Here is a 23,570-nt window from a genome sequence, read left to right as displayed (position 1 = left end):
AAATCTTAGCGGCCCAGCGATACGAGCACGTCGAACAATTGGCTGGCGATCTGCATCACCTTGCCGGAGGCCTGGTAGGCCTGCTGGTAGCGCAGCAGGTTGGCCGCCTCCTCGTCGAGGTTGACGCCGGACACGGTCTGCTGCGCGTTCTGCGCCTGTTGCACGGCGGCGTCGGCGGCCAGGCCGCCGATCTGCGCCTCGCGCGTCTTGTTGCCGATGAAGTTGACCATCTGCGCGTAGCCGGTCTGGAAATTGGCGTTGCCGTTGTTGAGCACGTTCTTGGTTTGCAGCGCGCCCAGCAGCACGCCGTTGCGGCTGTCGCCGACGCCGCTGGTGTTGGGGCCGACGGTGAAGGTGTCGGTGTCGCCCGGCGTGCCGGAAATGCTCAGGTTGATGCCGCCGAAGCTGATCGCCGCGCCGTCGCTGTAGGGGATCGACGGCGTGCCGGCCGGATACACCGTGGCCACGCCGTTGACCGTCACCGTCACGTCCTGGCTCGGCGGGAAGCCGGAGAAGGAGGCGCTGGCCTTGTCGTAGAGCAGGGTCACCGGCGCCGCCAGGGCGTTGCCCGGCGTCAGGTAGTTGACGTCGACGCTGCCCGCCGTGATCTTGCCGTTGCCGGTGTTGCTGAGCGGCGCGGCGGTGCTGATCGGCGCCGCCAGCGCCAGCTTGGCCGGGTCCTTGAGCATCACCTGGAAGTCGGCGGCGGCGTTGACGGTGGGGCGGACGCGGAAATTGTCGTTGGTCGCCGGCGTGCCGCTGATCGTGTAGTCGACCCCGTCGATGGTCTGCGGCACCGCCTGCGGGAAGGGGTTGATGGTGGTCTTCTTGCCGTCGGACTGGCGGGTGACGATGAAGTTGGCGCCGTCGTAGTCGACGTCGTAGTCGCTCGACGTCAGCGCGGTGGCGTCGCTGACGACGGCGCTGACCACCGCCGTGCTGCCCTTGGAGTTCAGCGAGTTGTTGCCGACCAAAGCGTTGATCGGCCCGAAGAAGTCGACGCCCGGCGCGCCGTTCTGGTCCTGGCCCAGCTTGTGCTGGGCGTTGAAGCTGACCGCCAGGCCGGCGGCGATCTGGCCCAGCGCGTTCTGCGCATGGTCCAGCGCGTTGCTGCGGAACTCCAACAGGCCGCCCAGGGCGCCGCCGCTCAACACGCTCTCGGGCAGCGGAATGGTCTGGCCGGCCGTCGAGTAGCCGATCGCCAGGCGGTTGACGTCGGTCGGCGAAGGCACCGTCGCCAGCTCGAAGTTGCGGTTGCTGACCACCAGCGGCTGGCCGGTGCCGATCGAGACGTTGATGGTGTGGTTCTCGCCGGGCGTGACGGTGGTCTTGACCAGTTTGTTCAGCTCGGTCAACACCTGGTCGCGCTGGTCCAGCAGGTCGTTCGGCGCGATCGAGGGGTCGGTGCTGAAGGCGGCGATCGAATGGTTCAGCTCGGCGAGCTTGCTGGCGTAGGAATTGATCTGCGTGACGGTGGTGCTGATCTGGCTGTTGACGCCGGTGCCGATCTCGGTGAGGCGCGCGCTGATGCCCTGGAAGCGCGAGGCCAGCGAGCTGGCGGTCGACAACATGGCCTGGCGCGAGGCGGCCGAGGCCGGGTTCGAGCTGGCGTCCTGCACACCCTTGAAGAAGTCCTGCATGGCCGGCGACAGGCCGCTGGTGGTGTCGGCCAGCATGTTGTCGATCTGGCTGATCTGGCTGTAATAGCTGGTCAGCGAGGCCTGCGCGGTCTCGGCGCCGCGCACCTGGCTGTTGAGGAACTCGTCGTAGTGGCGCTTGATCTGCGCCACCTCGGTGCCGGTGCCGATGAAGCCGACGCCGATGTCCTGGCCGGGCGTGGTCGACTGGATCGCCACCTGGCGGCTATAACCCGCCACATTGGCGTTGGCGATGTTGTGGCCGGTGGTGGCCAGGCCCACTTGCGCCGCCAGAAGGCCGGTCTTGCCGATGCTGAGTAAATTGGACATGGTTTTTCTAACGCTCTATGTGTTCTGTTATCGGCGGGAAACGGGGAAACTTGATCCCCGCCCCGGCGGCAGGCGGCCCGGCTCAGCCGACCAGCGAATGTTTGATGATGCGGGTCAGCTTGCTGGCGTACTGCGGGTCGGTGGCGTAGCCGGCCCGCTGCAGGCCCTGGGCGAAGCTGCTGGCGTCGCCGGCGTGGGCCAGCACCTTCTCGTAGCGCGGGTTGGTGGTGAGCAACTTGGCGTAGTCCTTGAAGCTGTCGGCGTAGGAATCGTAGGCGCGGAACTTCTCGACCCGGGTCTGCGCCTTGCCGTTGACGAACTCGGTGGTGACCGCCTCGGCCACCTTGCCCTTCCACTCCGCGCCGGCCTTGATGCCGAACAGGTTGTGGCTGTTGCTGCCGTCGCGGCCCTTGATCTCGCGCTTGCCCCAGCCGCTCTCCAGCGCCGCCTGGCCCAACATGAACTTGGCCGGGATGCCGGTGGCGCGGCTGGCCTCGTCGGCGTGGCTGCCGAGTTTTTCCTGGAAGTTGCGCACGTGCGGCGCCTGGGCCGCCTTGGCCGCCGCCGTCGCCGCCGTGCCGGCCGCCGAGGCGCCGGCGGCCAGCGCCGCGCCGCTCAAGGGGGCGGCGCCGCCGGCCGCGTTGATCGAGCGTTGCAGCATGGCCGCGTCGAGCAGCTTGCCGACGCCGCCGGCCGCGCCAACGTTGCCGCCGGCGGCAACGCCGTCCACCGCGCCGGCGCCGGCCGCGCCGTCGCCGCCGATCGCCAGCGCCTGCGCGCTGGCCGTCTGCGACAGCTGGCGGATCAGCACGTCGGCCAGGCCGATGCCCTTCTTGGCCAGGTTCTGGCTGGTCTGCTGGTCCAGCATGGTGGTGAACATCTTGCTCTGCTGGCTGTCCATCATGCCGTCCTGCGGCGTGGCGTCGCGCATGCTCTTCATCATCATGTTGATGAACATCGCCTCGAACTGGGTCGCCGCGCCCTTCAGCGCCTCCGGCGCGCCGGCCTTGGCCGACTGGCGCAGCTCGCCCATGCCCTTGGCGTCGATGGCCAGTTTGCTCGACAGGTCGTTTTGGCTAATCATCGCGCCGCTCCTTAAATAATTTCCAGCTCGGCGCGCAGCGAACCGGCCGCCTTCATCGCCTGCAGGATGGCCAGCAAGTCTTGCGGCGTGGCGCCGATGGCGTTGAGCGCCTTGACCACCTCGGCCAGCGAGGCACCGCCCTTGACCAGCATCACCTTGCCGCCGTCCTTCTTGATGTCGACCTGGCTGTTCTGCGTCACCACGGTGCGCCCGCCCGACAGCGGATTGGGCTGGCTGACCTGCGGTTCGCTGCTGACCGAGATCGACAGGTTGCCGTGCGAGATGGCGCAGGTGTCCAGGGTGACGGTCTGGTTCATCACCACCGAGCCGGTGCGCGCGTTCATGATGACCTTGGCGGCCTGGCGCGCCGGCTTGACGTCGATGTCCTCCAGGCTGCCGATGAAGGCGACGCGCTGGTCGCTGCTGCTGGGCGACTGCACGCGGATGACGCGGCCGTCCAGCGCGTAGGCGATGCCGCTGCCGTACTTGTCGTTGATCGCCTCGACCACCCGGCTGGCGGTGGCGAAGTCGGTGGTGTTCAGTTCCAGCTTGATGAGGTTGTTCTCGCCCAGCGCCGAGGCGACGGCGCGTTCGACCGTGGCGCCGCCGGAGATCTTGCCCACGCTCAGGTGGTTGACCTGCAGCGAGCTGCCGCCGGCCGCCACGCCGACGCCGCCGACCAGCACGTTGCCCTGGGCCATGCCGTAGACCTGGCCGTCGGCGCCCTTGAGCGGCGTCATCAGCAGCGTGCCGCCGCGCAGGCTCTTGGCGTTGCCCATCGACGAGACCGTGATGTCGAGCGTCTGGCCCGGCTGGGCGAAGGCCGGCAGCGAAGCCGTCACCATCACCGCCGCGACGTTTTTCAATTGCAGGCTGGTGCCCTGCGGCAGGTTGACGCCCAGTTGCTGCAACATCGAAACGATGCTCTGCACCGTGAACGGGGTCTGCGTGGTCTGGTCGCCGCTGCCGTCGAGGCCGACCACCAGGCCGTAGCCGAGCAGCTGATTCTGCCGCACGCCGGCGATGCTGGCCAGGTCCTTGAGGCGCTCGGCGCCGGCCGGCGCGCTGGCCAGCAGCAAGCCCAGGGTGGTGGCGGCGGCGAGGCCGAGGCGCTTGAATGGGGTGGAGGTGGAGGTGGCCATGATCAGAACGGTAACAAGCTTTGGAAGAAACGCGAGACCATCGAGGTCATCTCGGCGCGGTCGATCTGGCTGTTGGTGCGGTACTCGACGCGGGCGTCGGCCACGGCGGTCGAGGCCACCGTGTTGCCGGTGGCGATGGTGTCGGGATTGATCATGCCGGAGAAGCGGATGAACTCGACACCCTTATTCATGGCGATCTGCTTCTCGCCGGCGACGATCAGGTTGCCGTTGGGCAGCACCTCGACCACCGTCACGCCCATCGTGCCGGTGAAGGTGTTGCTGGCCGACTGGTTGTCGGCGTCGGCGAACTTATTGGCCGCGTTGGCCGACAAGCCGGCGCCGAAGGTGCTCTGCAAGGGATGCGGCACGGTCGCGCTGACGCTGCCGGACTTGCTGCCCGAGCTGGCGCCGGCCTTGACGGCGGCGGTCTTCTCGGTGATGAGGATGGTCAGCAGGTCGCCGACGTGGCGCGCGCGGCGGTCCTCGAACACCGGCCGGTAGGCGCTGGGCTGGTAGATCGCGCCGTTGTTCGGCGCCGGCTGGGCCAGCGCCAGCGGGCGCGCCGTGGTCGGCGTCTGCACGATGGAGCTGGGAATGGCCGAGCAGGCCGACAGGGCCAGCAGGACCGAGGGAACGGCGACTAAGGACAAGATTTTCATGGCGTACTCCCTGCCGCCCCGGATGCCGGCGGCCAGTTGATCGGTGTGGCGGGTCGCGCTCGGCGCGCACTTACATCTGCGACAGTTTCTGCAGCATCTGGTCGGAGGTGGTGATGGCCTTGCTGTTGATCTCGTAGGCGCGCTGGGTCTGAATCATGTTGACCATCTCCTCGACCACGTTGACGTTCGAGGTCTCGACATAGCCCTGCATCAGCACGCCGGTGCCGTTGGTGCCCGGCGTGTTGGTCTGCGCGTTGCCGGAGGCGCCGGTCTCGACGTAGAGGTTCTCGCCCTTCGACTCCAGGCCGGTCGGGTTGATGAAGGTCGACAACTGGATGCTGCCGATCTGCGCCGGCGCCACCTGGCCCGGCAGCGTCACCGAGACGGTGCCGTCGCGGCCCACGGTGATGCTTTGCGCGTTGATCGGGATGGTGATGGCCGGCTGCAGCACGAAGCCGCTGGAGGTGACCATCTGGCCGTTGCTGTCGCGCTGGAAGGAGCCGTCGCGGGTGTAGGCGGTGGTGCCGTCGGGCAGCAGCACGTTGAAGAAGCCGTTGCCATTGACCATCAGGTCCTTGTCGTTGCCGGTCGACTGCGGATTGCCCTGGGTGAAGATGCGTTCGATCGCCACGGGCCGCACGCCGGTGCCGATCTGCATGCCCGACGGCAGGTTGGTCTGCTGCGACGACTGCCCGCCCGGTTGCCGCACGGTCTGGTACAGCAGGTCCTCGAACACCGCGCGCGATTTTTTGAAGCCGTTGGTGCTGACGTTGGCCAGATTGTTGGACACCACGTCCATCTGCGTCTGCTGCGCTTCCATGCCAGTCTTGGCGATCCAAAGTGAACGTATCATGCTGCCTCTCCCTTATCGCGACGGCGGCGCCGGCCAACACGGCCACGGCACCTCCCACACGACGATTATGCGACAGGGGGCGTCAATTCAAAGCGAGGATCTGGCTGGCCTTTGCCGCGTTGTTCTCGGCGTTCTTGAGCAGGCTCATTTGCGTTTCGAAGGAGCGCGCCAGGCTGATCATGTTGACCATGGCGTCGACCGGGTTGACGTTGCTGCCTTCGAGCGCGCCGTCGACCAGGCGCACGGCCGGGTCGTTCTCGGCCACCACGCCGCTCTTCTGGCGGAACAGGCCGTCGTCGCCGCGCAGCAGCGACTTGCCGTCCGGGTTGACCAGCTTGATGCGGCCGAGCACGTTCGACGGCCCCGGCTTGGTGTCGGTCGAGATGACCGAGACGGTGCCGTCGCCGCCGATGGTGACGTTGCTCTCGGGCGGGATGGCGATCGGGCCGCCGTCGCCCTGCAGGGTCTGGCCGCTGGTGGTTTCCAGCAGGCCGTTCTGGCTGACGCGCAGGCTGCCGTTGCGGGTGTAGGCTTCCGAGCCGTCGGCCGACTGCACGGCGATCCAGCCCTCGCCGCGCACGGCGACGTCGAGGTTGCGGCCGGTGGTCTGGATCGGTCCGGCGCGCATGTCGGCGCCGACGGTCGAGTCGACCACGAAGGTGCGCGTCGGCAAACCCTCGGACACCACCGGCACGGCGCGGAAGGAATCGAGCTGGGCGCGAAAGCCCGTGGTGGTGGCGTTGGCCAGGTTGTTGGCGGTGCTGGCCTGCTGCTCCAGGATATGCCGCGCGCCGGTCATGGCGGTATAGACTAAACGGTCCATCGTGTTCTCCTGCCCCACGGCCGAGGCGACCGGCGCTGGCGCCGGCCGTCATCGGCCGCAAGGCGTACTTGCCGCGCTTAGCGCAGGTTGACCAGGGTCTGCAACACCGAGTCCTGGGTCTTGATGGTCTGCGCATTGGCCTGGTAGACCCGTTGCGCGGTGATCATGTTGACCAGCTCGGCCGTCAGGTCGACGTTGGACACCTCGACCGACTGCGAGCGCAGCGCCCCCATCTTGCCCTCGCCGGGCGAGCCGATTTGCGGTGGACCCGAGCTCGCGCTCTCGGCCCAGGCGTTGTTGCCCAACGGGGTCAGGCCGTCGACGCTGGCGAAGTTGGCCAGCACGATCTGCGCCAGCGGGCGCGCCTTGCCGTTGCTGTACTGGCCGAGGATGACGCCGTCGGCGCCGGCGGCGAAGCGCTCCAGGTGGCCGGACGACTGGCCGTTCTGGCTCGACGGCCGTTCGCTGGTGGTGCCGGTGTACTGGGTCGAGCCGGTAAAGTCGGTGCTGATGTTCAGGTTCAGCTTGGAGCCGTTGTCCGGGAAGATAGGCAGCACGATATTGAACGGCAGCGATTGCGCCGGCGTCAGCAATGCCATGTCTGCAAGGCTCAGCTCGCCACTGGTGTTGAACACCAAGGTACCAACCTTGACGGCAGGCAGGGTCAGGCCGGCTGTCAGGGCTTTATCGATCAGATCCGGTGTATTGCCGGCAATGGCGCCGACGTCGGTCGGTGCAGTAAACAAGCTGGTCAAATGATCCTGCTGCTCTTGGCTGGCGCCGGCCGCCTGCGCCGCCGCCAGCAGCGCCGGGCCGGCCACAGCCGAATACGCTTGCTGCGCAGCCAAAATAGTAGGACCATCCGGCGCAGGTGAGCCGTTGATCACCCCCAAATAAGCGGCACGGGCATCCTTGACAGCTTGATCGGCCTGCATCACTTGCCCCGCCGCCTTTGCCTCGACCGCCACGCCATCGTTGGAAGCGTAGACATCCCAAGTGCCGCCGGCGGTCTTGACGTAGTAAATGCCCATCGCATGCGCGCCGCCCAGGCTGTCGAACACGTCCAGCACGGTTTGCTTGTTGTAGGTCTCCGGCTGCAAGGCATTGAACGGAACCTTGGTCGGTGCCAGCGAAGTCGACGACAGGTTTATCTGAAGAGCCGCCTTGCTCGTCTCGATGGGCTTGAGGTCCGACGAGTCGATGGTGATGGGCACCGGCGAACCCTGCAGGATGACGCCGTCGGTGTTGGTCAGGTAGCCGGTCAGCTGGGCGCCCTGGGCGTTGATGAGGCCGCCGTTCTTGTCGAGCTGGAACTGGCCGTTGCGCGAATACTGGGTGGCGCCGTTGACGACGGTGCGGAAGAAGCCGCCGCCGTTGATCGAGATGTCGAGCGGGTTCGCGCTGGTTTCGATATTACCCTGGGTGAATTGCTGGGCGATGCGCGCCACCGACACGCCGATGCCCGCCGAATTGCCGCTGACGCCGTTGAGCGAGTTGGCGTACAGGTCGGCGAACTGGGCTTGCGATCCCTTGAACCCCACCGTGCTGGCGTTGGCAATGTTGTTGCCGATGATGTCGAGTGATTTCGCCGCGCCGTTCAGGCCGCTAAGTCCTTGTTGGAACATGGTATTCCCCTATCAATTGAGGTGGCTTACAAACTACGTTTGTGGAGCTGCGTTACAGCACTTGATACAGATCGGCCATGGTCAGCTGGCCGATGGTCGGTACATTCATTTTCACGCCGCCGGCGCCGGTCGACACGCTGGCCACGGTGCCGAAGGTCAGCGGGATGGCGTCCTTCAGGGTCTTGCCGGCCAAGGTGGCGGTGACGGAGATGGTGTACTTGCCGTCGGCCAGCACCTTGCCGTCGTCGTCCTTGCCATCCCACACCAGCGGCAGGGTGCCGGCGTCGACCCCCTTCATGCTGATGCTGTGCACCACCTTGCCGCTGTCGTTCTTCAGGTCGACCTGCACGGTGTCGGCCGGCGTGGTCAGGTTGACGCCGAAGATGCCCTTGCTGCTGGTCAACGCCACGGTGTTGCCCTTGGCCAGCACGCCGTGGTTGATCAGGTTGGTCGCCGCCATCGACTCGCTCGACTGGTAGCTGGCCTTCAACGATTCCAGCGTGGTGTTCAGCTTGTTGACGCCGGTCACCGTCGACAGCTGCGCCAGCTGGCTGGTGATCTGCGCGTTGTCGAGCGGGTTCAGCGGGTCCTGGTTCTTCAGCTGGGTCACCAGCAAGGTCATGAACTTGTCGGTGTCGGCCTGGACGCTGTCGGTGGCGGCCTTGGGCTTGCTGTTGACGGTGTTGAGCAGGGCGGCGGACGGCGCCGCGCTGTTGGTATCTATGGTGGTGGACATGGTGGCCTCTTATCGGGTCGGCTGGGCGGCTTACTGGCCCAGGGTCAGGGTTTTGAGCAGCATGGTCTTGGCTGCGTTCATGGTCTCGACGTTGGTCTGGTAGGAGCGCGAGGCCGACAGCATGTTGACCATCTCGTCGACCACGTTGACGTTGGGCATGGACACATAGCCCTTGTCGTCGGCCATCGGATGCTTGGGGTCGTAGACCTGCTTGAGCGGCGACGGGTCCTCCACCACCTGCTTGACCCGCACGCCGGTCGAGGCGCCGCCATCCTTGGCCGGCGTGGCCTCGAACACCACCTGCTTGGCGCGGTAGGCTTCGCCGCTGGCGCTGGTGGCGCTGTCGGCGTTGGCCAGATTACTCGCCACCACGTTGAGGCGCTGCGCCTGGGCGCTCATGGCCGAGCCGGAGACGTTGAAGATATTAAATAAGGACATGATTAACTACCTCCTTGGATCGCCGCCATCATGCTTTTGATCTGGGCGTTGATGAGGGTGATGCCGGCCTCGTAACGCAAGGCGTTGTCGGCGAATTGGTTGCGCTCGACGTCCATGTCGACCGTGTTGCCGTCGACCGCGCCCTGCACCACGCCGCGATACTGCAGCGCCGTGCCGTCGGGCAGCGTGCCACCGGCTTGCGGGGGGCTGGGGAAATGCTGGGCGGCGGTGGTGCGCAGCGGGCCGCTGGCGCTGCCGCTGCTGCGTGCCAGGGCGCCCTGCAGCGCGCTGGAGAAATCGATATCGCGGGCCTTGTAGTTGGGCGTGTCGGCGTTGGCGATGTTCGAGGCGAGCACGGTCTGGCGCTGCGAGCGCAGGCTCAGCGCGGCCTCGTTGAAGCGCAGGTAATCGTCGAGTTTCCCTAACATAGCTTGCTCCTGGCGCCGTCCGCTCCCGGATGGGCGGACGAACTGGTTATCACAGCGACGATGATACGGCCGCCGTGGCGCCGACGATCGGGCGAGCAGAACGCGCTTTCGCGTCCTATTCAAGGCTTCAGCCCACCCCGCCCCGGCTATCATGGCAACATTCCAAGGACTCTTACACCATGACCCTGCGCCCCCTCATCGCCCTGCTCTGCCTGTCACAGGCCGCACTGGCCCAGTCCGTTCCGCCGGCCGCCCAGCCGGCGCGCCAGGACGTCGCCGTGCTGCGCCAGAGCGTCGAGCAATTCCTCCAGGTGCAGACGGCCGGCCTGCCCGGCCAGGTCACGGTGAAGGTCGGGCCGATCGACCCGCGCATGCAACTCAACGCCTGCGCCGCGCCGGAGGCCTTCCTGATGCCCGGCGCGCGCGCCTGGGGCCGCACCACGGTGGGCCTGCGCTGCGGCGCGCCGACGCCGTGGACCATCTATATCCAGGCCACCGTGTCGGTGCAGGCCGGCTACATCGCCAGCGCCGTGCCGCTGGCCCAGGGCCAGGCCATCGAGGCGAGCCAGTTGGCGCTCCTGCAGGGCGACCTGACAACATTGCCTGCGGGGATAGCCACCGACATGGCCCAGGTGGTCGGCCGTAGCACAACGGCATCGTTGCCTCCCGGTACACCGATGCGCCTCGATACCTTGCGCGGCAAGACCGTGGTGGTGCAGGGCCAGTTGGTGCGGCTGGTCTCGGCCGGTGCCGGCTTCAGCGTCTCGGCCGAGGCGCGCGCGCTCGGCAACGCGGCCGAGGGCCAGGTGGTGCAAGTGAGAACGGCCGGCGGCCAGCAAGTGAACGGTGTCGCCAAGGCGGGAGGTCTGGTGGAGGTGGCGTTTTGAGCAGGGATGCGGGTCTTCGGCGGTGCGGTGCTAAAGTTTGCGCCGCCGGCGCCGTTAATGACTTATATCCCGGAGTATCACGCTCCACCCAGACGAGGATGATGCTGTGAAAATCAACGATACAATCAAGAGCAACCCCGGCTTGCCGACCTCGCCCACCACCACTTCGACCGCGCGCGGCGCCGAGAAGACGGTGGCGACGCCGGTGCAAGCCGACAACGTACGCCTGTCGCCGCAAGGCCAGGCGCTCGCCGCCAGCGCCGCCGGCGCCGGCAACGCCGTGTTCGACACGAAAAAAGTCGAACGCATCAAGCTGGCCATCGCCGATGGCCAGTTCCAGGTCAACTCGGAAAAAGTGGCGGATGGACTGTTAGACACGGTCAAGGATCTGCTGCATTCCAGAAAACGATAGGATCATCATCATGCCCTCCGTCACCCCAATGTCGAGTCTGCTTCAAGAGCAGCAAGCCATGACCACCCTGCTCGACCTGCTCAAACAAGAGCAGCAGCATTTGGTGGCGGCCGACATCGACGCCCTGATGGCGGTGACGACGGTGAAATCGGCCCTGGTCAACCAGATGGCCGTGCTGGCCAGCCAGCGCCACGGCGCCCTCGGCGCCGCCGGCTTCAGCGCGCAGGACAGCGGCATGGATGGCTGGATCGCCGCCAGCGGCGAAACCCAGGCGACCCCGCTGTGGCGGCAGGTGCTGGACATGACCCACCAGGCCAAGGAACTGAACCGCGTCAATGGCATGCTGATCAACAAGCACATGAGCCGTACCCAGGGTGCCTTGAACGCCTTGCGGCCACAGTCGCACACCAACAACTTCTACGGCCCGAGCGGCCACGCCACCAGCGTCAGTCCCAGCCGCGGTTTCATCGTCGGCTAAGTTCCCGCGTATTTTTCTGCACGCGCCAAGCCGGCGCCATCGGCGCTGTCGGCACTATTGCGGCTGCATGGCGCCGGGGGCGCGACAACTGTCCACAATCCGTTCGGCCAGCGCCGCCAGCATCGCCTGGTCGCCGGCCGTGGCGACGAACAGCATGAATTCGACCTCGGGCAGCGGCGGCAGGCCCTGCTCCGTCTTCAGCGCCAGCAGGCCGTCGCCCAGGCGGCTGGCGGGCAGCGGCGCCACCGCGAAACCGGACAGCGCCGCCGCGCGCAGGCTGGCGATGCTGTTGCAGACCATGACGGTGCGCTGGGCCATGCCGCAGCGGGCCAGGCTGGCCAGCGCCGCCTCGCGGTAGGGGCACGGTTCCGGGAACAAGGCCAGCGGCAGCGGCGACGGCAAGGTCACGCTGGCGTGCGCCGCGCGCGCCCACACCAGCGGCTCGCGCCACAGCAGGCGGCCGCGCTCCGGCCCGCCACATTGCGAACCGACGACGATGTCGAGCGCGCCCTCCTTCATTTGCCGCAACAGATTGCCCGGTATGCCGACCTGCGCCTCGACCTGGATGCCCGGGTACTCGTCGGCGAAGGCGTGCAGCGCGCGCAGCAGGGCCGTGTCGGCGAAGTCCTCGGCGATGCCGACGCGCGCGCGGCCGTGGTAACTGGCGCCCGCCAGTTGCGCGGCGGCGTCGCGGTTCAGCGCCAGGATGGCGCGGGCGTAACCGATCAGGCGCGCGCCGTCGGCGCTCAGCTCGAGCGAGCGCGTGGTGCGCTTGAGCAGGGGCTTGCCGACCTGCTCCTCAAGCCGGCGCAAGTGGCCGCTGACGGCCGATTGCGTCAGGTGCAGGCGCACGGCGGCGCGGCCGAAGCCGGCCTCGTCCACCACGGCGACAAAGGTTTGCAGCAGGAGGGTATCGAACATATATCGTAAATTAAACTGAATTATCGATAATAACTCAATTTATATTTTAAAATGAAATATGTTCCAATGGCGTCTTCAACCACACCACCAAGGACTCAGCATGACCACATTGCTCCACATCGCCTGCTCGCCGCGCCAGGAACGTTCGGCCTCGCGCGAAGTCGCCCTCGCCTACATCGACGCCTATCAAGAGGCGCACCCCGGCGCGCAGGTGAGCACGCTCGACCTGTGGGACGGCGCGCTGCCCGAGTTCGACCAGCACGCGATGGCGGCGAAGTACGCCGGCTTGAACGGCGTGGCGTTGAGCCCGCAACAGGAAAGCGCCTGGGCCACGCTGCGCGCACTGGCCGCGCGCATGCACCAGGCGGACGTGCTGGTGCTGTCGGTGCCGCTGTGGAATTTCAGCATTCCGTACAAGCTCAAGCAGTTCATCGACCTGGTGTCGCAAAAGGACATCCTGTTCTCCTTCGATCCGGCGAGCGGCTTGAGCGGCCTGCTGCGCGACAAGCGCGCCGTCGTCGTCTACGCCCGCGGGCTGGATTTTTCCGCCGACTCGGGCACGCCGGCGCGCGAATTCGATTTCCAGAAACCGTACGTCGAGGCCTGGCTGCGCTTTGTCGGCGTCGAGCGGGTGCAGGCGCTGGTGGTCGAGAAGACCCTCATGGGCAGCGAGGTCGACGCGGCGGCGCGCGACGCGGCCAAGGCCCAGGCGCGCCAGTTGGCGGCGGCGACGGCGGACTGACTATTGCGGCGCCGGCCGTGGCGGCGTCGGCAGCTCGGTGACCGTGTCGGGCAGGCCGGACAGGATGGTGACGGCGACGCGGCGGTTGCGCGCCCGCCCCTCGGCCTGCTCGTTGGGGGCGACCGGCACGTTCGAACTCTTGCCCACGGCGGTGAGCCGCTCGGGCGCCACGCCGGCGGCGATGAACAGGCGCACCACGCTGCTGGCGCGCACCGCCGACAGCTCCCAGTTGGACGGGAACAGCACGTTGCGGATCGGTTGATTGTCGGTGTGGCCTTCGACCTGCACCTCGTGGCTGTCGTCCTTGAGCAGCACCGCCACGGCGCGCAGCGCCTCGGTCGACTCGCTGGTCAGGCGCGCCTCGCCCGGATCGAACAGCACGCTGGCGTTGATCTCGACGCTGACGCCACGGCTGTTCTGCGTCACCCTCACCTTGCCCTCCTTGACCAACGGCGCCAGCGTCGACAACAGGTCCTGCGCCAGCTTGGTCATATGCTCCTTCTCCTTGCGCAGCAGCTCGGTGCGGCGGCGCAGGGCGGGATTGGGGATGGGCAGATTGGGCACCTGGGTGTTGATCGGCTGGGCCGAACCGGCGCCGCCGAAGGCGTCGCCGAGCGCGTCGGAGAACACCTTGTACTTGCCGATGTTGACCGAGGAGATGGCGTACATCACCACGAAGAAGGCGAACAGCAGCGTGATGAAGTCGGCGTAGGAGATCAACCAGCGCTCGTGGTTCTCGACCTCGTCGTCGAACTTCCTGCGCGCGCGCCGGTACTGCATGTCAGTGTTCCCGCAGCAGCGTGGCGACGCGTTCGTCGATGACGCGCGAATGGTCGCCGCTGGCGATGTCGTAGAACACGGCGGCGGCGATCTCCTGCTGGTGCACGGCCTGGGTGACGATGGCCTTGAGCTTGTTGGCGATCGGGTAGAAGAACAGGTTGGCCAGGCCGACGCCGTAGATGGTCGAGACGAAGGCGACGGCGATGCCGGCGCCGAGCTTGCTCGGATCGGTCAGATTTTCCATCACGTGGATCAGGCCGAGCACCGCGCCGAGGATGCCGATGGTGGGCGAGTAGCCGGCCGCCGATTCCCAGATGCGCACGGCCTGCCGCTCCTCGGTCTCGTAGGCGGTGATCTCGGTGTCGAGCAGCTGGCGCAGCTTGTCCGGGTTGATGCCGTCGACCACCAGGCGCAGGCCCTTGGTGTTGAACTTGTCCTTCGAGGCGAGCATGTGCCGCTCCAGCGAGAGCAGGCCGTCGCGCCGCGCCGCCAGCGCCCAGGCGTTGATGTCGCGCGCCAGCGCGGCGCGCGAATCCTTCGGCGGCGCGAAGACCCAGCGCAGCATGCGCAGGCCGCGCAGGAAGGTCGGCAAACGCGTCTGCAGCAGCACCGCGCCCAAGGTGCCGACCACCACGATGGCGAAGGCGGCCGGCTGCAACAGCGAGCCGAGCTTGCCGCCCTCCATACCCTGGCCGACGATGATGCCGGCCAGCGCCAGCACCACCCCGACTACACTGGCCCAGTCCATGCCTGCTCCCGTAACGATGCGCGCAAACGCGCCACAGCCTGCGTGTGCAACTGCGACACGCGCGATTCCGACACGCCCATCACGGCGCCGATTTCTTTCAAGTTGAGTTCCTCTTCGTAGTAAAGGCCCATCAGCATCTTCTCGCGCGGCGGCAGCGCGTCGATGGCGTCGATCACCGCCTGGCGGAAATCGCCGTCGAGCAGCGAGCGCAAAGGGTCGCTCTCCTCGTCCGAGCAGTAGCGGTCGAGGAAGCTGTCGTTGCCGTCGTCGTCGTGGAAGTCCTCGTAGTAGACCAGCTGGTGGCCGCCGCCGTCCGACAGCATCTCCTGGTAGTCGGCCAGCGACAGCTTGAGCATCTTGGCCACCTCCGATTCGCTCGGTGGATGGCCGAGGCGCTGCTGCAGTGTGCTCATCGCCGTTTCGATCTTGCGCATGTTCTGCCGCATGCTGCGCGGCAGCCAGTCGCTGCTGCGCAATTCGTCGAGCATGGCGCCACGGATGCGCAGCACGGCGTAGGTCTCGAACTGGGCGCCGTGGGTCTCCTCGTAGCGGCTGATGGCGTCGAGCAGGCCGATCATGCCGGCCTGCACCAGGTCGTCCACCTCCACGCTGGGTGGCAGCTTGGCCTTCATGTGATGCGCGAGACGCTTGACCAACGGGATGTGCTCCATCAGCAGTGAGTCCTTGTCCGCTTTCCCTTTGACCGTATACATAAAGTCTATTATTCGTTAAGCGCTAAAATGGTTGCTACTCCCCGTACGCAAAGATGACGATCCGGCCAGCGCGAAGCGCCCGGCCAGTTGACGAAACGCGACCGAGGCGCCGGCCAGCGGAAACGCGTCGACCACCGCGCGTCCCAGACGCGCGGCACGATGCAGGTATTCGTCGGCCGGCACCGATCCCATGGAAACCAGATTGACGGCCAAATACCGGCTCGCCGCTTGCGCCATATTATCGTATACCACTTTTGCTTCCGATTCGGAAGCCCCGGTGACCAGAATTCCGAAGGGGCGCCGGCCCAATTCCTGGTTCAGGCGCTTGATCATGCTGTAGGCCGCCTTGATCGAGGTGGCGCTGGCCGAGACCTGCACCACGATCTCCGAGCTGGCCATGACCGGCACCGGGAAGGCCGTGCCGTCGAATTCGCCGTCGACGATGACCACGCCGCTGCGCTTGACCAGCACGTCGAAGGTCTTGGCCAGGCGACGCGCCTCGTCGGGGCCGCAGCGCGGCGCGCCGCGTGTCATCGACGCCACAGCGAAGCCCTGCGGCACCTGGTGCACCACCTGGTTCAGCGCGCGTTCCTGGCGCGCCACGTCGAGCAGGCTGTCGCCGCCGTCCAGGCCGAGGCGGCTGGCCACGCCGTGCGCGCTGGCGCAGGCGTCGACCAGCAGCACGTCGTCGCCGGCGCGCGCCAGCGAGGCGCCCAGGTTGACCAGCATGGCGCCCTTGTCGTCCTGCGGCGTGGCGGAGAGGAAGGTGACGATGCGCGGCGCCGGGCCGGCCAGCATGCGGCGCAGGCCTTCGGCCTGGTCGAAATCGAAATTAGCCAAGACGCACCTCGCGCAGGTTGCTATCGTTGCCGGCGGCGGCCATCAGCAGCGGCAGCTCGGCGTCGAGGTATTGGCTGGCGGCGCTGTCGCGTTTGAGCTTGAAGGCGCGGTCGATCAGGTAGGCCGGATCGGCCAGGTGCAGGTCTTCCGGCACGCGCTGGCCGTTGGAGACGTAGAACAGGTTGAGCTTCTGGCGGATCACCACGTCGAGCACGTTGCCGATCGAGGCCGCTTCGTCCAGCTTGGTCATGATGCAGCCGGCCAGGCCGCTGCCCTGGTAGGCGCGCACCACCTCGTTGAGGGTCTCCTGGGTCGCCGTGGCGTTCAGGCAGAGCAGGCGCTTGACGTCGGCGCCGGCGCCGGCCAGCATGGCCACCTGCTCGGTCACCATCTGGTCGCGCTGGCTGACGCCGACCGTGTCGATCAGCACCGTGTGCTTGTTGCGCAATTCCTTCAGGGCGATGCGCAGGTCGGCCTCGTCCTTCACCGAGTGCACCATCACGCCGAGGATCTTGCCGTAGATGCGCAGCTGCTCGTGGCCGCCGATGCGGTAGGCGTCGGTGGTGATCAGGGCCAGCTTGTCCGGGCCGTGGCGCATCACGCAGCGCGCCGCCAGCTTGGCGGTGCTGGTGGTCTTGCCGACGCCGGTCGGGCCGACCAGGGCGAACACGCCGCCCTGGTCGATCAAGGCGTCCTCGTTGCTCATCGCGCTGATGTTACGGGTCAGCACGGTGCGGATCCAGCGCATCGACTCGGCGGCGTCGCGGTCGGCCGGCAGCTTGTCGATCAGGTAGCGCGCCAGGCTGGCGGAGAAGCCGGCGGCCAGCATCTCGCGCAGCACGGCGGCCTTTTGCGGCTCGCGTTGTTGGGTCGAGCCCCAGGCGATTTCGGCCAGCTGGGTCTCCATCATGCCGCGCATGGCGCGGATCTCGCTCATCATGCCGGTCATCTCGGCGGCGGCGTTCTGCTTGACGCCGGCGACGGCGGCGGCCACCAGTTCGGAGATGCGTTCGAGGTCGAGCGCGCCGGCGGCCGGCGCGGCCTGGGCGGCCTGGACGGCCATCACCGGCGGCTGGGCGGCGCGGCGCGGCGGCTGTTGCGCTTGCGCTTGCGGCTGCGCTTGCGCGGCGGCCGGCGGCGTCGACTGCTGCGCGCTGTAGGTCGGCGCGGCCGGCAGGTCCAGTTGCGGACGCGGTTGCGCCATCGGCGAGTGCGGCGACGGCATCGCCAGCGAGGCGGCGTCGTCGTTGGCCAGCGCGAGGATCTCGACGATGCCGTCGGCCTGGCGGTTCGACAGGATCACGGCGTCCGGGCCGAGCGCGTCGCGCACCTTGCGCAGCGCTTCGCGCGAGGTCGGCGCGGTGAATTTTTTGACGTTCATGGCCGGCCTCCCAGGCTCTGGGTTGCGCAGGTGTCCGGCGTGCCGGCATCGAAATAAGTGGCCATCATCTACTCCTGTTACTTGAGCGCCGCGCCCTCTACATGGGGACACGGTGCACTCTGATGGTTCGATTATTGACGATGCACGTGGGAAACGATCGCTGGAACAGGACCGGAAAGGGGCCGCATTTCGCCGCCCCGGCGCCGAGGCCGCCAAAACAGCGCGGCCAGGCGGTAAAACTATTTGCTGCCGAACACCTCGTCGAGGCTGGCGGCGTCGAGCAAGGCCATGGCCCAGCCGGTCAATTGTTCGCTGTCGGCCTGCGCCAGGCGCTCGGCGAGCGCCGCCGGCAAGGGGCCGAAGCGTTTGTTCAACTGCTGCGACAGAAGCAATTGCTGCCCTTCCTGCCGTCCCTCCATGAAGCCCTCCCGCAAGCCCTGCTCCAGCCCCATTTTGCGACCCAGCCTTTCACCATAAGTAAGATACGGCATGAGCTTCCTCCTCTCCATTTGCACGATGCCCTGCCACAGGCGCGCTTCCATTTCCGGCGGCAAACGCATCAACCAATCAATCACGCTATACAGGTCGATGATACGCTGCCTGTCCCATTGGCGCTGATACAGCAGCTTGGTCAGGCGCCATTTCGCCATGCGGCGGCGATGCGCCAGGCCCTTGGTTTGCCGCGTCAGCAGGTGGGCCGCCGTGAGCAGGGCGAAGGGATTGGGATCGTCCAGCAAGGGCTCGATCCGCCCGGCATAGTCCATCAGTTTCACCACCGGAAAATCGATGCCCATCCGGCAACCGAACAGCTTGTAGGAAAACGAACTCGGCCGCCAGCACGCGCCGCGGTCGGCCAGCACCACCAGGCTGGCCACCGGCCGCCGGTAGCGGTCGTAGACGCGATAGTTGTAGCAGAAGATGCGTTCGGCGAAGGCGTTCTCGCGCCGGCCCTGCACCTCCAGATGCAGCAACACCCACTGTTCGCCGCCGGCCAGGGTGGCCAGCCGCACCAGCTTGTCGAGCCGGCGCCGGCCCAGCTCGCCGTCGCGCACCAGCTGGGCCAGCTCCTGGTCGAGAAAGACGTGCGGCCGCGACCAGTCGATGGCGGCGTGCGCCTGCGGGAAATAGAACGCCATGAACTCGGGAAAATAGCGCAGCACGGCATTTTTCCAAGGCGTATCGTAGTCGTCGTCCGGCGTGGCCATGCGACCAGTCTAGCGCGCCGCCGGCGCCCCGCCCCGGCCTGGCGCAAGGCCGGGCGCGACGCGGGGCGATCTGCTCGGATCAGACCGGTTGGGCGCCGACCAGCGCGGTGACGCGGATGGTTTTACTCTCAGGAATTTCGGCGTGCGACAGCACCTTCAACTGCGGCAGGGCGCGGCGCAGGAAGCGCGACAGCAGCGCGCGCAGCGGACCGGGCACCAGCAGCACCGGGGTCAAGCCCAACGCCTCCTGCTGCGCGGCGGCCTGCTGGGCCTGCTGCGCGATGGTGTCGGCCAGGCCCGGTTCGATGCCGGCGCCGTCGGCGCCGCTGGCGGCCAGCGCCTGCATCAGCAAGCGCTCCAGACGGTTGTCCAAGGTCATCACCGACAGCTCGGCGGCGCCGGGGAACAGCTGCTGCACGATGGCCCGGCCCAGCGCGATGCGCACCAGCGCCGTCAACTCGTTGGGGTCCTGGATGTGCACGGCGTGCTCGGCCAGCGTTTCGATGATCGAGCGCATGTCGCGGATGTGGACGCCCTCGGCCAGCAGGTTCTGCAGCACTTTTTGCAGGGTCGACAGCGGCACCAGCTTGGGCACCAGGTCCTCCACCAGCTTGGGCGCTTCCTTGCTCAGATGGTCGAGCAGCGACTGCACCTCGGCGCGGCCGAGCAGCTCGGAGGCGTGGCTGGTGATCAGGTGGTTCAGATGGGTCGCCACCACGGTGCCGGCGTCGACCACGGTGTAGCCCATGCCCTGGGCCTGGTCGCGCAGCGCGGCGTCGATCCAGGTGGCGGGCAGGCCGAAGGCCGGGTCGGTGGTCACCAGGCCGGGCAGCGTGCCGCTGGCCATGCCCGGATTGATGGCCAGGAACTGGCCGTTGAAGGCCTCGCCGTTGCCCACCTCGACGCCCTTCAGCGTGATGCGGTAGGCCGACGGCTTCAACTCCAGGTTGTCGCGGATGTGCACCGGCGGCGCCAGGAAACCGACCTCCTGGGCGAACTTCTTGCGGATGCCCTTGATGCGCTTGAGCAGCTCGCCGCCCTGGGTCTTGTCGACCAGCGGGATCAGGCGGTAGCCGACCTCCAGGCCCAGCGTGTCGACCGGCATGATGTCTTGCCAGCTGGCCTCCTCCTGCTCCGGCGCGGCCGGCGCCGGCGCCTCGGCTTCCGGCTCGACGGCGGCGGCGCTGCGGCCCTTGCGCGACATCAGGTAGGCCGAGCCGGCCAGCACGCCGGCCAGCAGCAGGAACACCAGGTTCGGCATGCCGGGGATCAGGCCCATGCCGCCGACGATCGCGGCGGTGATGTAGAGCACCTGCGGCTTGGCGAACAGCTGGTCGATCACCTGGGTGCCGATGTCCTGCTCGCTGGCCACGCGCGAGACGACGATACCGGCCGCCGTCGAGATCACCAGCGAGGGGATCTGCGCCACCAGGCCGTCGCCGATGGCCAGTAGGGTGTAGTTCTTCAGCGCGTCGGCGAAGGCCATGTCGTGCTGCAGCAGGCCGACCAGCAGGCCGCCGACCACGTTGATGACGGTGACCAGGATGCCGGCCACGGCGTCGCCGCGCACGTATTTGCTGGCACCGTCCATGGCGCCGTAGAACTCGGCCTCCTGCGCCACTTCGCTGCGCCGCTTGCGCGCCTCGGCCTCGCCGATCAGGCCGGCGTTCAGGTCGGCGTCGATGGCCATCTGCTTGCCCGGCATGGCGTCCAGGGCGAAGCGGGCGCCCACCTCGGCGATCCGGCCGGCACCCTTGGTGACGACGGTGAAGTTGATGATGGTCAGGATGATGAAGACCACGATACCGACCGTGTAGTTGCCGCCGATGAGGAAGTGGCCGAAGGCCTCGATCACCTTGCCGGCCGCGTCGGCGCCGGTGTGGCCCTCGGTCAGCACGACGCGGGTCGAGGCGACGTTGAGCGACAGCCGCAGCATGGTCGAGATCAGCAGGATGGTCGGGAAGGCCATGAAGTCGAGCGGCTTGACCGTGTACAGGCTGGTCAGCAGCACGACGATGGCCAGCGCGATGTTGAAGCTGAAGAAGATGTCGAGGATGAAGGCCGGCAGCGGCAGCACCATCATCGCCAGCAGCATGATGATCAGGATAGGCGCGGCCAGGCTCTTGTTGGCGGCGCCGGACATGCCGCTCATCCAGGCCGGCAGGCGGATGCTGCTCATAAAGCTGTTCATGGTGTCGCTCCCTTGTTATTCGTGTCGTCGCGTTGCTGCTGGGCGGCCGGGTTGAGCGGGTCGAGCTCGGCCGGCACCTCGAGTTTGGCCGGCAGGTCGGGTTTGTGGCCGCCGTTCTTGCTGAAGCTGCGCAGCTGGAAGACGTAGGCCAGCACCTCGGCCACGGCGGCGTACAGCGCCTCCGGGATCTCGTCGCCGATCTCGGTGTGCTTGTGCAGCGCCCGCGCCAGCGCCGGCGCCTCCAGCAGCGCGACATTGTTTTCCTTGGCGATCTGGCGGATCTTCGCGGCCACCTCGTCGCTGCCCTTGGCCACCACCCGTGGCGCGCCGCGCGTGCCGTCGGCGTACTTCAGCGCCACCGCGTAATGGGTCGGGTTGGTCACCACCACGTCGGCGGTCGGCACGTCGGCCATCATGCGGCGCTTGGCCATCTCGCGCTGCAGTTGGCGGATCTTGGCCTTGACCTGGGGATTGCCGTCGGACTCCTTGGACTCCTGGATCACTTCCTGGCGGGTCATCTTCAACTTGTTGGCGTAGTGCCACATCTGGTAGGGGCCGTCGATGGCGGCGATCAGGCCGAGCGCGCCGGTGATGAACAGGAAGCTGCTGCCGATCATGTGCAGGATGTGCACGGTGCCCAGCTTGAGCGGCTCGACCATCAGGCCCAGCACCGCCTCCTTCTGCGCCAGCACCACCAGCCAGGCGACCAGGCCGACCACCAGGGTCTTGGCGATCGCCTTGAGCAACTCGACCAGGGCGTTGCTCGACACCATATTGCCGAGGCCGCGCATCGGGTTCAGCTTCATCAGGTTGGGCGCCACCGCCTTGCCGCTGAACAGCCAGCCGCCGACCAGCAGCGGCGAGGCCAGCGCCACCAGCATGACGGCCGCGCCGAGCGGCAGGCAGGCCAGCAGCACGCGCGTGACGTCGGTCAGGATGCGCGTGCCCAGCACGTCGAAATTGAAGACTTGTTCGCGGTCCAGCGCCAGGCCGGACACCAGGGCCGAGCTGAGCTGGCGCACCATGTCGCTGCCGGTCATCCACAGGCCGGCGCCGGCCGTCATCAAGACGGTGAAGGTGGCCACTTCGCGCGAGCGCGGCACGTCACCCTCTTCGCGCGCCTGCTCGAGGCGCTTCGCTGACGCGGGTTCGGTCTTTTCGGCGTCGCTGTCTTCAGCCATCAACTGCTCCTGGATTCATTAGCAGCCATTATCGACCGGCGCCGCGCGGCGCCATCGGCGGAATACGCGCGCTTTTCCCGGCCTGCTCGCAGTTTCCTAGCAGAAATACAGCGACCGCGGCGGCCGCGCCGGGCAGGTCGGGCGGGTTGGGCAGGTTGGGCCGGTCGGGCGGGTCGGGCGGGTCGGGCGCGCCGGATTCTCCGCCGGCGCCGTCGGGCGCTGCGGCGCCGCCTCGGCCCCGCCCGCCAAGGCCGTCAGCGGCCGCGGCGCGTGTCGGCCGGCGCCACCGCCCGCGTCACGCTCTGCTCGATGGCGCCGAACAGCGACTTGCCGTCCTCGTCGAGCATCTCGATGCGGATGCTGTCGCCGAAGGCCAGGTAGGGCGTGCTGGCCCGGCCCTTGGCGTGCAGCTCCAGGCTACGTTGCTCGGCGATGCAGGAATAGCCGCGCTTGCCGCCCCCGTTCGACACCGTGCCGCCGCCGACCACGGCGCCGGCGCGCACCTGGCGCGACTTGGCCAGGTGGGCCAGCAGTTGCGGGAAGTTGAAAGCCATGTCGACGCCGGCCTGCGGCTGGCCGACCAGCTTGCCGTTCCAGCTCGAGCGCAGCGGCAGGTGCAGCTTGCCGCCCTTCCAGGCGTCGCCCAGCTCGTCGGGGGTGAGCGCCACCGGCGAGCAGGCGCCGGCCGGCCTGGACTGCAGCGGGCCGTAGCCCTTGGCCAGCTCCGCCGGCAGCAGATTGCGCAGCGCGACGTCGTTGACCAGCATCAGCAGGCGGATCTGCTGGTGCGCCTGGTCCGGCGTGGCGCCCATGCCGATGTCGTCGCAGATGACGGCGATCCCGGCGCCGAAATCGATGCCCCATTCCTCGTGCGGCAGGGCGATGTCGTCGCGCGGACCGAGCAGGTCGGCGCCGCCCTGCAACATCAGCGGCTCCTCGCGCAAGGCCGGCGCCAGCTCGGCGCCGCCGGCGCGCAGCAGCAGCTCGACATGGTTCAAATAGGCGGCGCCATCGGCCCGCTGGTAGGCGCGCGGCAGCGGCGCCATGCAGTTGGCCGGCTCGAAGTCGAAACCGCGCCGGCCGCGCCCTTGGTTCAGCTCGCGGTACAACAGGTCCAACTGGGGCGCGATGAAGGCCCAGTCGTCCAGCGCGCGCTGCAGGGTCGGCGCGATGCCGTCGGCCAGCTGGGCCGTCTTCAGGTCGCGCGACACCACGGCCAGCTGGCCGTCGCGGCTGCCGTCCTTGATTGTTGCAAGTTTCATATTGGATTCAGCACAGAAAGGAAATATGGCAGCGGCGCCGGCAACACCACCCAAGGACAAAGAGCCGGGGGGGG

24 protein-coding genes are annotated in these 23,570 nt (G+C 67.4%); 4 read left to right on the top strand and 20 right to left on the bottom strand.

The annotated features are described in order from the left end of the window. Window positions 1-5: 5 nt before the first annotated feature. The 10 genes from flgK to flgB all read right to left on the bottom strand — a co-directional run bounded on the left by flgK (window position 6) and on the right by flgB (window position 9,755). Window positions 6-1,967 (bottom strand): flagellar hook-associated protein FlgK, encoded by a 1,962-nt coding sequence (gene flgK / locus H7U20_RS03020; protein WP_199518129.1) that lies wholly within the window; start codon window positions 1,965-1,967, stop codon window positions 6-8. An 82-nt stretch (window positions 1,968-2,049) separates the two neighbouring features. Then, the gene (gene flgJ, locus H7U20_RS03015) at window positions 2,050-3,051 is read right to left on the bottom strand and encodes a flagellar assembly peptidoglycan hydrolase FlgJ (protein WP_199518128.1); all 1,002 of its coding nucleotides are present in this window, start codon (window positions 3,049-3,051) and stop codon (window positions 2,050-2,052) included. Window positions 3,052-3,062: 11 nt separating this feature from the next. Next, window positions 3,063-4,193: a flagellar basal body P-ring protein FlgI gene (locus H7U20_RS03010; RefSeq protein ID WP_199518127.1), complete on the bottom strand. Its 1,131-nt coding sequence runs from the start codon at window positions 4,191-4,193 to the stop codon at window positions 3,063-3,065. Between the two features lie 2 nt (window positions 4,194-4,195). Next, entirely contained in the window at window positions 4,196-4,852 is a 657-nt protein-coding gene (locus H7U20_RS03005) for a flagellar basal body L-ring protein FlgH (RefSeq protein ID WP_199518126.1), read from the bottom strand. A gap of 70 nt (window positions 4,853-4,922) precedes the next feature. Then, window positions 4,923-5,705, bottom strand: a complete 783-nt coding sequence (flgG, locus tag H7U20_RS03000) for a flagellar basal-body rod protein FlgG (RefSeq protein WP_199518125.1) — start codon at window positions 5,703-5,705, stop codon at window positions 4,923-4,925. Window positions 5,706-5,787: 82 nt separating this feature from the next. Beyond that, window positions 5,788-6,528, bottom strand: a complete 741-nt coding sequence (gene flgF / locus H7U20_RS02995; protein WP_199518124.1) for a flagellar basal-body rod protein FlgF — start codon at window positions 6,526-6,528, stop codon at window positions 5,788-5,790. A gap of 77 nt (window positions 6,529-6,605) precedes the next feature. Next, the gene (locus H7U20_RS02990) at window positions 6,606-8,153 is read right to left on the bottom strand and encodes a flagellar hook protein FlgE (protein WP_199518123.1); all 1,548 of its coding nucleotides are present in this window, start codon (window positions 8,151-8,153) and stop codon (window positions 6,606-6,608) included. Between the two features lie 52 nt (window positions 8,154-8,205). Then, window positions 8,206-8,889, bottom strand: a complete 684-nt coding sequence (locus tag H7U20_RS02985) for a flagellar hook assembly protein FlgD (protein ID WP_199518122.1) — start codon at window positions 8,887-8,889, stop codon at window positions 8,206-8,208. A 30-nt stretch (window positions 8,890-8,919) separates the two neighbouring features. Continuing rightward, a complete protein-coding gene (gene flgC / locus H7U20_RS02980) occupies window positions 8,920-9,327 on the bottom strand; it encodes a flagellar basal body rod protein FlgC (protein ID WP_099414727.1) in 408 nt (135 codons plus the stop codon). A 2-nt stretch (window positions 9,328-9,329) separates the two neighbouring features. Next, window positions 9,330-9,755, bottom strand: coding sequence for a flagellar basal body rod protein FlgB (gene flgB / locus H7U20_RS02975; RefSeq protein ID WP_199518121.1), 426 nt, complete (start codon window positions 9,753-9,755; stop codon window positions 9,330-9,332). 179 nt (window positions 9,756-9,934) lie between these two features. Between flgB and flgA the strand changes: the two genes are divergently transcribed. The 3 genes from flgA (at window position 9,935) to H7U20_RS02960 (ending at window position 11,532) form a co-directional block, all read left to right on the top strand. Further along, window positions 9,935-10,642, top strand: coding sequence for a flagellar basal body P-ring formation chaperone FlgA (gene flgA, locus H7U20_RS02970; protein WP_199518120.1), 708 nt, complete (start codon window positions 9,935-9,937; stop codon window positions 10,640-10,642). A gap of 106 nt (window positions 10,643-10,748) precedes the next feature. Continuing rightward, the gene (gene flgM, locus H7U20_RS02965; RefSeq protein ID WP_199518119.1) at window positions 10,749-11,054 is read left to right on the top strand and encodes a flagellar biosynthesis anti-sigma factor FlgM; all 306 of its coding nucleotides are present in this window, start codon (window positions 10,749-10,751) and stop codon (window positions 11,052-11,054) included. 10 nt (window positions 11,055-11,064) lie between these two features. Continuing rightward, entirely contained in the window at window positions 11,065-11,532 is a 468-nt protein-coding gene (locus H7U20_RS02960) for a flagella synthesis protein FlgN (protein WP_199518118.1), read from the top strand. Between the two features lie 54 nt (window positions 11,533-11,586). On the opposite strand, the gene H7U20_RS02955 is transcribed toward H7U20_RS02960, so the two are convergent. Then, the gene (locus tag H7U20_RS02955; RefSeq protein WP_199518117.1) at window positions 11,587-12,453 is read right to left on the bottom strand and encodes a LysR substrate-binding domain-containing protein; all 867 of its coding nucleotides are present in this window, start codon (window positions 12,451-12,453) and stop codon (window positions 11,587-11,589) included. Between the two features lie 100 nt (window positions 12,454-12,553). Between H7U20_RS02955 and H7U20_RS02950 the strand changes: the two genes are divergently transcribed. After that, the gene (locus H7U20_RS02950; protein WP_199518116.1) at window positions 12,554-13,195 is read left to right on the top strand and encodes an FMN-dependent NADH-azoreductase; all 642 of its coding nucleotides are present in this window, start codon (window positions 12,554-12,556) and stop codon (window positions 13,193-13,195) included. Here the strand turns inward: H7U20_RS02950 and motD are convergent, their stop codons facing one another. From motD to H7U20_RS02905, 9 genes are all read right to left on the bottom strand, one after another. Continuing rightward, the gene (gene motD, locus H7U20_RS02945) at window positions 13,196-13,975 is read right to left on the bottom strand and encodes a flagellar motor protein MotD (RefSeq protein WP_199518115.1); all 780 of its coding nucleotides are present in this window, start codon (window positions 13,973-13,975) and stop codon (window positions 13,196-13,198) included. It abuts the gene before it with no gap. 1 nt (window position 13,976) lies between these two features. Next, a complete protein-coding gene (locus H7U20_RS02940; RefSeq protein WP_199518114.1) occupies window positions 13,977-14,723 on the bottom strand; it encodes a flagellar motor protein in 747 nt (248 codons plus the stop codon). Then, entirely contained in the window at window positions 14,705-15,436 is a 732-nt protein-coding gene (locus H7U20_RS02935; RefSeq protein ID WP_199518113.1) for an RNA polymerase sigma factor FliA, read from the bottom strand. Before H7U20_RS02935 ends, H7U20_RS02940 begins: the two co-directional genes overlap by 19 nt. Before the next feature lie 15 nt (window positions 15,437-15,451). Continuing rightward, window positions 15,452-16,276 carry a MinD/ParA family ATP-binding protein gene (locus H7U20_RS02930; RefSeq protein WP_199518112.1) on the bottom strand — a complete coding sequence of 275 codons (825 nt, stop codon included), beginning with the start codon at window positions 16,274-16,276 and terminating at the stop codon, window positions 15,452-15,454. Continuing rightward, the gene (gene flhF / locus H7U20_RS02925) at window positions 16,269-17,657 is read right to left on the bottom strand and encodes a flagellar biosynthesis protein FlhF (RefSeq protein ID WP_199518111.1); all 1,389 of its coding nucleotides are present in this window, start codon (window positions 17,655-17,657) and stop codon (window positions 16,269-16,271) included. The genes H7U20_RS02930 and flhF overlap by 8 nt, the downstream gene beginning before the upstream one ends. 239 nt (window positions 17,658-17,896) lie before the next feature. Further along, entirely contained in the window at window positions 17,897-18,862 is a 966-nt protein-coding gene (locus H7U20_RS02920; RefSeq protein ID WP_199518110.1) for a DUF4351 domain-containing protein, read from the bottom strand. A gap of 79 nt (window positions 18,863-18,941) precedes the next feature. Then, window positions 18,942-21,041 (bottom strand): flagellar biosynthesis protein FlhA, encoded by a 2,100-nt coding sequence (flhA, locus tag H7U20_RS02915; RefSeq protein WP_304621707.1) that lies wholly within the window; start codon window positions 21,039-21,041, stop codon window positions 18,942-18,944. A gap of 8 nt (window positions 21,042-21,049) precedes the next feature. After that, the gene (gene flhB / locus H7U20_RS02910) at window positions 21,050-22,234 is read right to left on the bottom strand and encodes a flagellar biosynthesis protein FlhB (protein ID WP_199518109.1); all 1,185 of its coding nucleotides are present in this window, start codon (window positions 22,232-22,234) and stop codon (window positions 21,050-21,052) included. Window positions 22,235-22,488: 254 nt separating this feature from the next. Beyond that, complete coding sequence (locus H7U20_RS02905; protein ID WP_199518108.1) at window positions 22,489-23,496, bottom strand: fumarylacetoacetate hydrolase family protein; 1,008 nt, start codon at window positions 23,494-23,496, stop codon at window positions 22,489-22,491. Window positions 23,497-23,570: the final 74 nt, after the last annotated feature.

Source organism: Rugamonas violacea, assembly GCF_016461825.1.
Taxonomy (GTDB): Bacteria; Pseudomonadota; Gammaproteobacteria; order Burkholderiales; family Burkholderiaceae_D; genus Rugamonas.
The sequence above is the reverse complement of the archived record's forward strand: the minus strand, read 5'-3'. Positions and strand labels throughout refer to the sequence as shown.